This is a genomic window from Pantoea sp. y20 (genome assembly GCF_054903455.1).
The window spans coordinates 2,863,900-2,877,846 of record NZ_CM142816.1 but is presented as its reverse complement, the minus strand read 5'-3'; the positions used below and the strand labels follow the sequence as shown (position 1 = coordinate 2,877,846).

The 13,947-nt window shown below is 55.2% G+C and carries 11 protein-coding genes; all 11 read left to right on the top strand.

Features of this window, described 5'->3' with window-relative positions:
* The first annotated feature begins 40 nt into the window (after positions 1 to 40).
* Positions 41 to 1,840, top strand: a complete 1,800-nt coding sequence (nuoC, locus tag ACYAC5_RS13375; RefSeq protein WP_008105149.1) for an NADH-quinone oxidoreductase subunit C/D — start codon at positions 41 to 43, stop codon at positions 1,838 to 1,840.
* Positions 1,841 to 1,842: 2 nt separating this feature from the next.
* Positions 1,843 to 2,358 (top strand): NADH-quinone oxidoreductase subunit NuoE, encoded by a 516-nt coding sequence (gene nuoE, locus ACYAC5_RS13370; protein ID WP_101763655.1) that lies wholly within the window; start codon positions 1,843 to 1,845, stop codon positions 2,356 to 2,358.
* Between the two features lie 2 nt (positions 2,359 to 2,360).
* Positions 2,361 to 3,701, top strand: a complete 1,341-nt coding sequence (gene nuoF, locus ACYAC5_RS13365; protein ID WP_176519213.1) for an NADH-quinone oxidoreductase subunit NuoF — start codon at positions 2,361 to 2,363, stop codon at positions 3,699 to 3,701.
* Positions 3,702 to 3,804: 103 nt separating this feature from the next.
* A complete protein-coding gene (nuoG, locus tag ACYAC5_RS13360) occupies positions 3,805 to 6,528 on the top strand; it encodes an NADH-quinone oxidoreductase subunit NuoG (RefSeq protein ID WP_462061904.1) in 2,724 nt (907 codons plus the stop codon).
* Positions 6,525 to 7,502: an NADH-quinone oxidoreductase subunit NuoH gene (gene nuoH, locus ACYAC5_RS13355; RefSeq protein WP_008105140.1), complete on the top strand. Its 978-nt coding sequence runs from the start codon at positions 6,525 to 6,527 to the stop codon at positions 7,500 to 7,502. The genes nuoG and nuoH overlap by 4 nt, the downstream gene beginning before the upstream one ends.
* A gap of 11 nt (positions 7,503 to 7,513) precedes the next feature.
* Positions 7,514 to 8,056: an NADH-quinone oxidoreductase subunit NuoI gene (nuoI, locus tag ACYAC5_RS13350; RefSeq protein WP_007889332.1), complete on the top strand. Its 543-nt coding sequence runs from the start codon at positions 7,514 to 7,516 to the stop codon at positions 8,054 to 8,056.
* 10 nt (positions 8,057 to 8,066) lie between these two features.
* A complete protein-coding gene (gene nuoJ, locus ACYAC5_RS13345) occupies positions 8,067 to 8,618 on the top strand; it encodes an NADH-quinone oxidoreductase subunit J (RefSeq protein ID WP_008105138.1) in 552 nt (183 codons plus the stop codon).
* Positions 8,615 to 8,917, top strand: a complete 303-nt coding sequence (gene nuoK / locus ACYAC5_RS13340) for an NADH-quinone oxidoreductase subunit NuoK (protein WP_007889334.1) — start codon at positions 8,615 to 8,617, stop codon at positions 8,915 to 8,917. The genes nuoJ and nuoK overlap by 4 nt, the downstream gene beginning before the upstream one ends.
* Entirely contained in the window at positions 8,914 to 10,749 is a 1,836-nt protein-coding gene (gene nuoL / locus ACYAC5_RS13335) for an NADH-quinone oxidoreductase subunit L (protein WP_137386193.1), read from the top strand. The genes nuoK and nuoL overlap by 4 nt, the downstream gene beginning before the upstream one ends.
* A gap of 84 nt (positions 10,750 to 10,833) precedes the next feature.
* On the top strand, positions 10,834 to 12,354 hold the full coding sequence (nuoM, locus tag ACYAC5_RS13330) for an NADH-quinone oxidoreductase subunit M (protein WP_101763660.1): 1,521 nt from the start codon (positions 10,834 to 10,836) through the stop codon (positions 12,352 to 12,354).
* Positions 12,355 to 12,360: 6 nt separating this feature from the next.
* A complete protein-coding gene (nuoN, locus tag ACYAC5_RS13325; RefSeq protein ID WP_008105131.1) occupies positions 12,361 to 13,818 on the top strand; it encodes an NADH-quinone oxidoreductase subunit NuoN in 1,458 nt (485 codons plus the stop codon).
* Positions 13,819 to 13,947 lie beyond the last annotated feature (129 nt).

Sequence of the window (13,947 nt, the reverse complement as noted above, 5' to 3'; positions counted from 1 at the left end):
TTTTGAGCGCCTGATTACAGGCCGGAATGGTGAGTAACGTATGACTGATTTAACCACGCAAGATCTCGCTCAGCCTTCATGGCAAACCCGCGATCACCTGGATGACCCAGTGGTCGGCGAGCTGCGTAACCGTTTTGGGCCGGATGCCTTTACCGTTCAGGCTACCCGCACCGGGATTCCGGTTGTCTGGGTGAAGCGTGAACAGCTATTAGAAATCGTTGAATTCCTGCGCAAGCTGCCAAAGCCCTATGTCATGCTGTATGACTTACACGGTTTTGATGAGCGTTTACGCACTAACCGCGCCGGTTTGCCCGCCGCGGATTTTTCCGTTTTCTATCACCTGCTTTCCATTGAACGCAACCGCGACATCATGCTCAAGGTCGCTTTATCTGAAAACGATCTGAATGTGCCAACCATCACCAAAATTTTCGCTAACGCCAACTGGTATGAGCGCGAAACCTGGGAGATGTTTGGCATCACTTTCAATGGTCACCCGCACCTGACGCGCATCATGATGCCGCAGACGTGGGAAGGCCATCCACTGCGTAAAGATTATCCGGCGCGCGCTACCGAGTTCGATCCCTTCGAGCTGACCAAGCAGAAAGAAGATCTGGAGATGGAGGCGCTGACCTTCAAGCCTGAAGATTGGGGCATGAAGCGCAGCACCACTAATGAGGACTTCATGTTCCTCAACCTCGGTCCGAACCACCCCTCTGCGCACGGTGCTTTCCGCATCATTCTGCAGTTAGATGGTGAAGAAATCGTCGATTGCGTTCCCGATGTCGGCTACCACCATCGTGGCGCGGAGAAGATGGGCGAGCGCCAATCCTGGCACAGCTACATTCCGTACACCGACCGTATCGAGTACCTCGGCGGCTGCGTGAACGAAATGCCGTACGTGCTGGCGGTGGAAAAACTGGCGGGCATTACCGTGCCGGATCGCGTCAATGTGATCCGCGTGATGCTGTCTGAACTGTTCCGCATCAACAGCCATCTGCTCTATATCTCCACCTTTATTCAGGACGTCGGCGCGATGACGCCGGTGTTCTTCGCCTTTACCGATCGTCAGAAAATTTATGATGTGGTGGAAGCGATTACCGGTTTCCGTATGCACCCGGCGTGGTTCCGCATCGGCGGCGTCGCGCATGACCTGCCGAAAGGTTGGGAACGTCTGCTGCGCGACTTCCTCGACTGGATGCCGAAGCGTCTGAAAGAGTACGACAAAGCCGCACTGCGCAATACCGTGTTGATGGGCCGTTCGCAAGGCGTTGCGGCGTACAACATGGATGAAGCACTGGCGTGGGGCACCACCGGCGCAGGTCTGCGCGCCACTGGTTTAGATTTTGACGTGCGCAAATGGCGTCCATATTCAGGTTACGAAAACTTCGATTTCGAAATTCCGGTTGGCGCTGGCATCAGTGATGCGTACACCCGCGTGCAGCTGAAAATGGAAGAGATGTGGCAGTCACTGCGCATTCTGGAACAGTGCCTGAACAACATGCCTGAAGGCCCGTTCAAAGCGGACCATCCGCTGACAACGCCGCCGCCGAAAGAGCGCACGCTGCAGCACATTGAAACCCTGATCACTCACTTCCTGCAGGTTTCGTGGGGCCCAATCATGCCGGCCAACGAATCCTTCCAGATGATTGAGGCGACCAAAGGGATCAACAGTTACTACCTGACCAGCGATGGCAGCACCATGAGCTATCGCACCCGCGTGCGTACGCCGAGCTTCCCGCATCTGCAGCAGATCCCATCGGTGATCCGCGGCAGCCTGGTATCCGACTTGATCGTTTACCTCGGTAGTATCGATTTTGTTATGTCAGACGTGGACCGCTAATTATGCACGATCAAAAAATTGCTATTCACACCATTGACCCTACTGAGGTCTTCGTGCTGAGCGAGGCCGAGCACCACGCTATCGAGCACGAGAAACACCATTACGAAGATGCACGCGCCGCTTCGATCGAAGCGTTGAAGATCGTGCAGAAACAGCGTGGCTGGGTGCCGGACGGCGCGATTAACGCCATCGCAGATGTTCTGGGGATTCCAGCCAGTGATGTTGAAGGCGTAGCGACTTTCTATAGCCAAATCTACCGTACGCCGGTTGGCCGTCACGTTATTCGCTACTGTGACAGCGTGGTGTGCCACATCACGGGTTATCAGGGGATTCAGGATGCGCTGGAGCAAAATCTGAACATCAAGCCGGGCCAGACTACGGCGGATGGACGCTTTACGTTGCTGCCAACTTGCTGCCTGGGTAACTGCGATAAAGGGCCAACCATGATGGTGGATGAAGATACCCACGTTCATCTGACGCCTGAAGGCATCGCCAACTTGCTGGAGCAGTATCAATGACCATTAAACAGATCATTCGTACTGCCGAAACCCATCCACTGACCTGGCGTCTCCGTGACGACAAGCAGCCGATCTGGATCGATGAATATCGCAGTAAAAACGGTTATGTCGGCGCAGAAAAAGCGTTGAAAGATTTCAGCCAGGACGAAATCGTCGCGGCGGTAAAAGACTCCGGCCTGAAAGGCCGCGGTGGTGCAGGCTTTAACACCGGCCTGAAGTGGAGCCTGATGCCGAAAGACGAATCCATGAACATCCGTTACCTGCTGTGTAATGCCGATGAAATGGAGCCGGGCACGTACAAAGACCGCTTGCTGATGGAGCAACTGCCGCACCAGCTGGTGGAAGGCATGCTGATCAGTGCGTTCGCGCTGAAAGCCTATCGTGGCTACATCTTCTTACGTGGTGAGTACATCGAAGCGGCCGTTAATCTGCGTCGCGCGATTGCTGAAGCCACCGAAGCGGGCTATCTCGGCAAAAATATTCTTGGTACCGGTTTTGATTTCGAGCTGATCGTCCACACCGGCGCAGGTCGTTATATCTGCGGTGAAGAGACAGCACTGATTAACTCGCTGGAAGGACGTCGTGCTAATCCGCGCTCTAAGCCGCCATTCCCGGCGAGTGCCGGCGTGTGGGGCAAGCCGACCTGCGTGAACAACGTGGAAACGCTGTCGAACGTGCCTGCCATCTTCCTTAACGGCGTTGACTGGTACAAAAACATCTCTACCAGCGAAGACACCGGCACCAAAATGATGGGCTTTTCTGGCCGCGTAAAAAATCCTGGCGTCTGGGAATTGCCGTTCGGCACCACCGCACGTGAAATTCTTGAGGATTACGCCGGTGGCATGCGCGATGGCCTGAAATTCAAAGCCTGGCAGCCAGGCGGCGCAGGAACTGACTTCCTCACCGATCAGCACCTCGATCTGCCGATGGAATTTGCCAGTATTGGTAAAGCTGGCAGCCGTTTAGGTACTGCGCTGGCGATGGCAGTCGATCACGAAATCAACATGGTTTCGCTGGTGCGTAATCTGGAAGAGTTCTTTGCGCGCGAATCCTGTGGCTGGTGTACGCCGTGCCGTGATGGATTGCCATGGAGCGTGAAGATCCTGCGTGCGCTGGAGCAGAAGAAAGGTCAGCCGGGTGATATTGAAACCCTGCAGCAACTTTGCCGCCAGCTTGGCCCAGGTAAAACCTTCTGTGCCCACGCACCGGGCGCCGTCGAGCCATTGCAGAGCGCGATTAAATATTTCCGTGAAGAGTTTGAAGCTGGCATTGCGCCGCAGGTGTTTGGCAATACCCGAGCCATCGGCGGTATTCAGCCCAACCTGCTGAAAGCGCGCTGGTAATCAGCCGCCGTACACGGAATTCACCTCATGCCGACATGGCGTGGGGAAAGAATTAGATGTTTAACGCTCGTCTTAGGGCGAGCCTTACGGAAGCATGTTCACTATGGCTACAATCCATGTAGACGGTAAAGAATATGATGTGAACGGAGCGGACAACCTCCTACAGGCGTGTCTCTCTCTGGGCCTTGATATTCCTTATTTTTGCTGGCATCCGGCGCTGGGAAGCGTAGGGGCCTGCCGCCAGTGCGCGGTGAAGCAATTCCAGAATGCCGAAGATACCCGCGGTCGCCTTGTCATGTCCTGCATGACACCAGCGTCGGACGGCACCTTTATCTCCATCGACGATGGCGAAGCGAAAGAGTTTCGTGAAAGCGTGGTGGAATGGCTGATGACCAACCATCCGCACGACTGCCCGGTGTGCGAAGAGGGCGGTAACTGCCATCTGCAGGATATGACGGTAATGACCGGACACAGTTTCCGTCGTTATCGCTTCACTAAACGTACTCACCAGAACCAGGACCTCGGCCCGTTCATTTCGCATGAAATGAACCGCTGTATCGCCTGCTATCGCTGCGTGCGTTACTACAAAGATTATGCCGACGGCAAAGATCTTGGCGTTTATGGCGCTCACGACAACGTCTACTTTGGTCGTCCGGAAGATGGCACGCTGGAAAGCGAATTCTCCGGTAACCTGGTGGAAATCTGTCCGACCGGCGTTTTCACCGATAAAACGCACTCCGAACGCTATAACCGTAAATGGGATATGCAGTTCGCACCAAGCATCTGTCAGCAGTGCAGCGTGGGTTGTAACACCAGCCCGGGCGAACGCTATGGCGAATTGCGTCGTATCGAAAACCGCTATAACGGCACCGTAAACCACTATTTCCTCTGCGATCGCGGTCGTTTCGGTTACGGCTACGTCAACCGCAAAGATCGCCCACGTCATCCGGTACAGCAACGCGGCAACGATTGGGTCAGCCTGAATGCTGAACAAGCGGTGAATGCGGCGGCGGATGTGTTGCGTCGGGCGAAAAAAGTGATCGGTATCGGTTCTCCGCGCGCCAGCATTGAAAGCAACTTCGCGTTGCGTGAGCTGGTTGGCGCAGAAAACTTCTCAACCGGTATGCCAGCCGGTGAGCAAGCTCGCGTTGAGCTGATGCTGAAAGTCCTGCAGGACGGCGGCATCTACACGCCATCACTGCGCGAAATTGAGAGCTACGATGCGGTGCTGGTGCTGGGTGAAGATTTGACTCAGGTTGGCGCACGCGTGGCGTTGTCTGTACGTCAGGCAGTAAAAGGTAAATCGCGTGAGATGGCTGCGGCACAGAAAGTGGCTGACTGGCAGATCGCGGCAATCCTTAACATCGGTCAGCATGCCAAACATCCGCTGTTCGTAACCAACGTCGACGAAACCCGCCTGGATGATATCGCTGCGTGGAGCTATCGCGCACCGGTGGAAGATCAAGCTCGTCTCGGCTTCGCGATTGCCAATGCACTGGATGAAAGCGCGCCGGCAGTCAGCGGCTTCGACAGCAAACTCAACGGCAAAGTTGATGTGGTGGTTCAGGCGCTGGCAGGTGCAAAAAAACCGCTGATTATCTCCGGTACCCATTCCGGTAGCATCGCGATGATTGAAGCTGCTGCTAACGTGGCAAAAGCCCTGAAAGCGCGCGGTGCCGATGTCGGTATTACCTTCCTCGCGGGTGCGGCGAACAGCTTTGGCCTCGGCCTGATGGGCGGTCAATCGCTGGACAGCGCGCTGGAACAGCTGAGCAAAGGCGAAGCCGATGCGCTGGTGGTGCTGGAAAACGATCTCTATCGTCATGCACCGAAAGCCAACGTGGATGCGGCGCTCGATACTACCGCTAACGTGATTGTGGTCGATCATCAGCGTACCGCAACGCTGGAAAAAGCCGGTTTGGTACTTTCAACCGCCAGCTTTGCGGAGAGCGATGGCACCTCAATCAACCACGAAGGCCGCGCGCAGCGCTTCTTCCAGGTTTACGATCCCGCTTATTACGATGACAGCGTAGTGATGCTGGAGAGCTGGCGCTGGTTGCGTTCGCTGCACAGCGCGGTTGAGAGCCGTCACATCGACTGGACTCAGCTGGATCACGTGATTGATGCCACCGTTGCGGCGCTGCCACAGCTGAAAGGCATTAAGGATGCCGCGCCAGACGCGAGCTTCCGTATCCGTGGTCAAAAACTGGCACGTTCACCGCACCGCAACAGTGGCCGTACTGCGATGCGCGCCAACATCAGCGTGCATGAACCGCGTCAGCCGCAAGATAAAGACACCATGTTTGCCTTCTCGATGGAAGGGAACAACCAACCCAGCGCACCGCGTTCGCAGATTCCATTTGCCTGGGCGCCGGGCTGGAACTCACCGCAGGCATGGAACAAGTTCCAGGCTGAAGTGGGCGGCAAACTGCGTCATGGCGATCCGGGCGTGCGTCTGTTTGAAGCCAGCGATCGTTCATTGCCGTGGTTTACCGCGATTCCTGAAAGCTTCGTTGAAGGCAGCCAGTGGCGCGTTGCACCTTACTACCAGCTGTTTGGTAGCGAGGAGATGACCCAGCGCTCAACCACCTTCCAGAAACGCATGTCCCCGGCCACGCTGGTGATCAACCCGGCTGATGCTGAGAAACTGGGCGTTAATAGCGGTGCTTCCGTTGAGCTGGTGTGTGCAGGCGAAACACTGCGCTTGCCGGTACGTTTCTCTGCGTCGCTGCAAGCAGGGCAGGTTGGTTTACCGCTTGGTATGCCGGGCGTGCCGCCGTTCCTCTCAGGTGCGCACATTGACAAACTGCAGGAGGCCGCGCAATGAGTTGGCTGACACCGGACGTTATTGAAATCCTGATCAACATCGGCAAAGCGCTGGTCATCTTGTTGGTGGTTGTCGGTTGCGGTGCTTTCATGAGTTTCGCCGAGCGTCGTCTGCTCGGCCTGTGGCAGAACCGTTATGGACCAAACCGTGTTGGCTGGGGCGGCTCGCTGCAGCTGGCTGCTGACATGATCAAAATGTTCTTTAAAGAGGACTGGGTTCCGCCGTTTACCGACCGCTTCATCTTTACGCTGGCACCGGTTATCGCCTTCGTATCGCTGCTGCTGGCTTTCGCCATTGTGCCAGTTTCGCCGACCTGGATGGTCACCGATCTGAACATCGGTCTGCTGTTCTTCCTGATGATGGCGGGCCTGGCGGTGTATGCGGTGCTGTTCGCTGGCTGGTCGAGTAATAACAAATACTCACTGTTGGGTGCGATGCGTGCATCGGCGCAGACGCTGAGCTACGAAGTGTTCCTTGGTCTGTCACTGATGGGCGTGGTGGCGCAAGCCGGCTCGTTCAATATGAATGCCATTGTCGAAAGCCAGGCGCATCTGTGGAACATCATTCCTCAGTTCTTCGGCTTCCTTACCTTCTGCATCGCGGGCGTAGCGGTATGTCACCGTCATCCGTTTGACCAACCAGAAGCGGAGCAGGAACTGGCGGACGGTTACCACATCGAATACGCCGGTATGAAGTTCGGCCTGTTCTTCGTCGGTGAATACGTGGCGATAACCACCGTTTCAGCGCTGATCGTGACGCTGTTCTTCGGTGGCTGGCACGGCCCGTTCCTGCCGCCATTCATCTGGTTCGCTCTGAAAACAGCGTTCTTTATGGTGATGTTTATCCTGATTCGTGCTGCGCTGCCGCGTCCACGCTATGACCAGGTGCTGTCGTTCGGCTGGAAAGTGTGTCTGCCGTTGACGCTATTGAACCTGCTGGCGACCGCCGCAGTGATTCTGTACACCGCGCAGTAAGGGACATTGAGATGACTTTAAAAGATATTGTCGTTGGCTTCGGCACGACAGTGCGCAGTATCTGGATGATAGGCATGCATGCCTTCGCCAAGCGCGAAACCCAAATGTATCCGGAAGAACCGGTTTATCTGCCGCCGCGTTACCGTGGCCGTATTGTGCTGACGCGCGATCCGGACGGCGCAGAGCGTTGCGTTGCCTGTAACTTGTGCGCGGTAGCTTGTCCTGTCGGCTGTATCTCGCTGCAGAAAGCCGAGACGCAGGATGGACGTTGGTATCCTGAGTTCTTCCGCATCAACTTCTCACGCTGCATCTTCTGCGGCCTGTGTGAAGAGGCTTGCCCAACCACCGCGATTCAGCTGACACCCGATTTCGAACTGGGTGAGTTTAAGCGTCAGGATCTGGTGTATGAGAAAGAAGACTTGCTGATTTCCGGTCCGGGTAAATATCCGGAGTACAACTTCTATCGTATGGCTGGTATGGCGATCGACGGAAAAGAGAAGGGCGAAGCGGAAAACGAAGCCAAGCCGATCGACGTCAAAGGGTTGTTACCTTAAGGAGCCAGGTATGGAATTTGCGTTTTATCTTTGCGGACTGGTGGCGGTGCTGACGACGCTGCGCGTCATCACCCACACCAATCCGGTACATGCGCTGCTGTACCTGATCGTTTCGCTGCTGTCGATTGCCGGCGTGTTCTTCTCAATGGGCGCCTACTTTGCCGGTGCACTGGAAATCATCGTCTACGCGGGTGCCATCATGGTGCTGTTCGTCTTTGTGGTGATGATGCTGAACCTCGGCAAAACGCAGCAGGATCAAGAGCGCGAGTGGCTCAAACCTTCGCTGTGGATTGGTCCGGGCATCGTCTCTTTACTGCTGCTGGCAGTGATGATTTACGCGATTAGCACGGCAACCGATCAGGGCATTGATGGCACCGTCATCGACGCGAAAGCAGTCGGTATCAGCTTGTTTGGTCCCTATGTTCTGGCGGTTGAATTGGCATCGATGCTACTGCTCGCGGGTCTGGTCGTGGCCTTCCATATTGGACGTGAAGAGCGTCACGGCGAAGTGTTGAGCAATCGTCAAGCTGATGCGCAAGCAAATAAGGAGGATCACGCATGATCCCGTTACAACACGGCCTGATGCTGGCCGCTGTGCTGTTTGTTCTCGGCCTGACCTCCGTGGTGCTGCGTCGTAACATCCTGTTTATGCTGATTGGTCTGGAAATCATGATCAATGCCTCCGCGTTAGCGCTGGTGGTAGCAGGCAGCTATTGGGGACAAGCTGATGGTCAGGTGATGTACATCCTGGCGATCAGCCTTGCGGCGGCGGAAGCGAGTATTGGTCTGGCGCTGTTGCTCCAGCTCTATCGTCGTCGTCAGACGCTGAACATTGACACAGTGAGCGAGATGCGCGGATGAATCTTCTCTATTTAACCGTATTATTTCCGCTGATTGGCTTCCTGCTATTGGCGTTTTCACGCGGTCGCTGGTCGGAGAACCTGTCGGCAGCAATCGGTATGGGTTCTGTTGGTCTTGCCGCATTAACCACTATTTATGCCGGTTTCGACTTCTTCAATCAGGGTCAGCAGCCGTTCACTCAGGCGCTGTGGACCTGGATTCACGTCGGCAACTTTGACATTAAAGTGAATCTGGTGCTGGATGGTCTTTCTCTGACCATGCTGTCCGTCGTCACCGGCGTTGGTTTCTTCATCCACATGTTCGCTTCATGGTACATGCGTGGTGAAGAGGGTTATTCGCGCTTCTTCGCTTACACCAACCTGTTCATCGCGAGCATGGTGGTGTTGGTGCTGGCCGATAACCTGATGCTGATGTATCTCGGTTGGGAAGGCGTGGGCCTGTGCTCCTATCTGCTGATTGGCTTCTATTACAGCAATCCAGAGAACGGCAAAGCGGCGATGAAAGCCTTTATCATCACCCGTGTCGGTGATGTGTTCCTCGCTTTCGCCTTGTTCATCCTCTACAACGAACTGGGCACGCTGAACTTCCGCGAACTGGTGGAACTGGCACCCGCGCACTTCGCTGCAGACAACCACATGCTGCAGTGGGCAACCCTGATGCTGTTGGGGGGCGCGGTCGGTAAATCGGCACAGCTGCCATTACAAACCTGGCTGGCGGATGCGATGGCCGGTCCAACCCCGGTTTCGGCTCTGATTCACGCCGCGACCATGGTAACCGCCGGTGTTTATCTGATTGCACGTACTCACGGCCTGTTCCTGTTGACGCCGGAAGTGCTGCATCTGGTGGGTATCATTGGTGCGATTACTCTGGTGCTGGCAGGTTTTGCTGCGCTGGTGCAAACCGACATCAAACGCGTGCTGGCTTACTCCACCATGAGTCAGATCGGCTACATGTTCCTCGCGCTTGGCGTGCAGGCATGGGACGCGGCGATTTTCCACCTGATGACGCATGCATTCTTCAAAGCCTTGCTGTTCCTCTCTTCAGGCTCGGTCATTCTGGCTTGCCATCACGAGCAGAATATTTTCAAAATGGGCGGCCTGCGTAAGAGCATCCCGCTGGTGTATGTCTGCTTCCTGGTGGGCGGTGCCGCGTTGGCTGCGCTGCCGCTGATCACCGCAGGTTTCTACAGTAAAGATGAAATCCTGTTTGGTGCGATGGCGAATGGTCACATCAATCTGATGGTGGCGGGTCTGGTGGGTGCATTCCTCACTTCGATCTACACCTTCCGCATGATCTTTATCGTGTTCCACGGTGAAGAGAAAATTCATGCCCACGCCGGTAAAGGCATTACGCATCACCTGCCGCTGATTGTTCTGATGGTGCTCTCCACCTTTATTGGTGCGCTGATCACGCCTCCTCTGGCGGGGGTTCTGCCGCAGAACGAGTTTGGTGAAGGCGGCAAAGTGATGCTGGAAATCACCTCAGGCGTGGTGGCCATTGTCGGTATCCTGATCGCAGCAGCTCTGTGGCTGGGTAAACGTCAACTGGTGACCAGTATTGCTAACAGCGCGCCGGGTCGTTTCTTCGGCACCTGGTGGTTCGCGGCCTGGGGCTTCGACTGGCTGTATGACAAGGTGTTTGTAAAACCTTATCTCGGCATTGCCTGGTTGCTGAAGCGCGATCCGCTTAACTCACTGATGAACCTGCCTGCGCTGCTGTCGCGTGTTGGTAATAAAGGTTTGGTGGTGAGCGAAAACGGTTATCTGCGCTGGTACGTGGCCTCGATGAGTGTGGGTGCCGTTGTGGTGCTGGCGCTGCTGCTGGTGATTTAAAGATTGATGAGCGGGGCGGGTTCGCTCGCCCAATTAGAATGTCAAAAATTGCCTGAAGTAAGGCAATAAAAAGGGAAGTTTGCCGTGTTATTACCTTGGCTAATTATCATACCTTTTGTCGGTGGCTTGCTCTGCTGGCTTGCGGAGCGTCTTGGCGCAAAAGTTCCGCGCTGGATTGCCATGATCACCATGGGCCTGACGCTAGCGCTTGGTCTGCAGCTGTGGTTGCAGGGAGGCTATTCACTGACGCAGGCTGCGGGCATTCCGCAATGGCAATCGACTTTCTCCGTACCGTGGATTCCGCGCTTTGGCATCAACTTCCATCTGGCAATTGATGGTCTGTCGCTGCTGATGGTGGTGCTGACCGGACTGCTCGGTTTGATGGCGGTGCTGTGTTCCTGGAACGAAATTGAGAAATATCAGGGCTTTTTCCACCTCAACCTGATGTGGATTCTCGGTGGTGTGATTGGCGTGTTCCTCTCCATCGATATGTTCCTGTTCTTCTTCTTCTGGGAAATGATGCTGGTGCCGATGTATTTCCTCATCGCACTGTGGGGCCATAAAGCATCCGACGGTAAAACGCGTATCAGCGCGGCGACCAAGTTCTTCATCTACACCCAGGCATCGGGTCTGATCATGTTGGTGGCGATTCTGGCGCTGGTCTTTGTCCATTACAACGCCACCGGCGTATGGACTTTCAGCTACGAAGAGCTGCTGAAAACTCCGATGTCGCACACCGTTGAATATCTGCTGATGCTTGGCTTCTTTATTGCCTTTGCGGTGAAAATGCCGGTGGTGCCATTACACGGTTGGTTACCCGATGCGCATAGCCAGGCACCAACCGCTGGTTCAGTTGACCTCGCAGGTATCTTGCTAAAAACTGCGGCTTACGGTTTGCTGCGCTTTAGCCTGCCGCTGTTCCCGAATGCGTCAGCAGAGTTCGCACCGATTGCCATGTGGCTGGGTATCATCGGCATCTTCTACGGTGCGTGGATGGCATTCTCACAAACTGATATCAAGCGACTGATCGCTTACACCTCTATTTCGCACATGGGCTTCGTGCTCATCGCCATCTACACTGGCAGCCAGCTGGCCTTCCAGGGCGCGGTGATTCAGATGATTGCGCACGGTCTCTCTGCTGCGGCACTGTTCATCTTGTGTGGTCAGCTGTATGAGCGTCTGCATACCCGCGACCTGCGTCAGATGGGCGGCTTGTGGTCACGTATCAAATGGATTCCGGGTCTGTCACTGTTCTTCGCGGTTGCAAACCTCGGTATGCCGGGCACCGGTAACTTTGTTGGCGAATTTATGATTCTGACCGGCAGCTTCCAGGTGGTGCCGGTGATTATCGTCATTGCAACCTTTGGTCTGGTGTTTGCTTCGGTTTACTCCCTGATCATGATGCAGCGCGCTTACTTCGGCGAAGCAAAGTCGAAAGATCCGCTGCCAGGCATGTCACCGCGTGAGTTCATGACTATCGGCGTATTGGTGGTGTTGCTGGTGCTGCTGGGGATTTATCCTCAGCCGATCCTCGACACATCCCATGCTGCGATGAGCAATATTCAGCAGTGGTTTACCGCTTCAATTTCAACTACAAGGCCGTAATTCGCCATGACAATAACTCCTCAACATCTGATCGCGTTACTGCCGCTGTTGATCGTCGGATTGACGGTGGTGGTGGTGATGCTGTCCATTGCGTGGCGACGCAATCACTTTGTTAATGCCACGCTGACGGTGATCGGACTTAACATTGCGCTGTTTTCTCTGTGGTTTGTAGGCCAGGCGGGAGCGATGGACGTCACGCCGCTGCTGCGCGTTGATGGCTATTCGATGTTCTACACCGCGCTGGTGGTGCTGGCGAGTTTAGCCACCTGCACCTTCGCTTATCCGTGGCTGGCCGGTTTCCCGGACAACAAAGATGAGTTCTATCTGCTGGTGCTGATTGCAGCACTCGGCGGGATCGTGCTGGCGAGCGCCAATCATCTGGCAGCGCTGTTCATCGGTATCGAACTGCTGTCACTGCCGCTGTTTGGTTTGATTGGTTATGCTTTCCGCCAGAAACGTTCGCTGGAAGCGTCGCTGAAATACACCATTCTGTCGGCGGCGGCCTCATCGTTCCTGCTGTTCGGTATCGCGCTGATTTATGCTGATTCCGGCAGCCTGAGCTTTGTGCAGCTGGGTAAAAGTCTGAGCGATAGCATGATTCAGGAGCCGCTGTTGCTGCTCGGTCTGGGCATGATGATTATCGGACTGGGCTTTAAACTGTCGCTGGTTCCTTTCCACCTGTGGACGCCAGACGTTTATCAGGGGGCGCCAGCGCCGGTTTCAACCTTCCTCGCTACCGCCAGCAAGATCGCCATCTTTGGTGTGATTATGCGCCTGTTCATGTACGCGCCCGTCACTGACAGTGAAGCGGTGCGTACCGTGCTGGGTATCATTGCCTTTGCGTCGATTCTGTTCGGCAACCTGATGGCGATTTCCCAGAGCAACATCAAGCGTCTGCTCGGTTACTCCTCTATCGCGCACCTTGGTTATCTGTTGGTGGCGCTGATTGCGGTGAAAACCCATCAGCTGTCGCTGGAAACCGCAGGCGTTTATCTGGCCGGTTACCTGTTCAGCAGCCTTGGCGCGTTCGGCGTAGTGAGCCTGATGTCGAGCCCATATCGCGGTCCGGATGCCGATACGCTCTATTCCTATCGTGGTCTGTTCTGGCATCGTCCGATTCTGTCTGCGGTAATGACGGTGATGATGTTGTCACTGGCGGGTATCCCAATGACGCTCGGCTTCATCGGTAAGTTCTACGTTATCGCCTCGAGTGTGAACGCACATCTGTGGTGGTTGAGTGGTGCGGTGGTAGCGGGTAGTGCGATTGGGCTTTATTACTATCTGCGTGTGACGGTGAGTCTGTATCTCAGTCCGCCGGAACTGCACAACCGCGATACGCAAGCCAATTGGGCATTTACGGCCGGCGGCGTTGTGGTGCTGATCTCTGCGATTCTGGTGCTGCTGCTCGGTGTTTATCCGCAGCCGCTGATTACACTGGTGCAGATGGCTCAGCCGCTAATGTAAGACAGTTACGCGTCATCACTGAATCAGGCCTGCGGGCCTGATTTTTTTTGCCTGCAGTTCACAGCGTAGTGAGAGGTTGAGCACAGAGTCACCACGAGGTTTTCAGCTGCCGATGCTGTTCACTGCGTT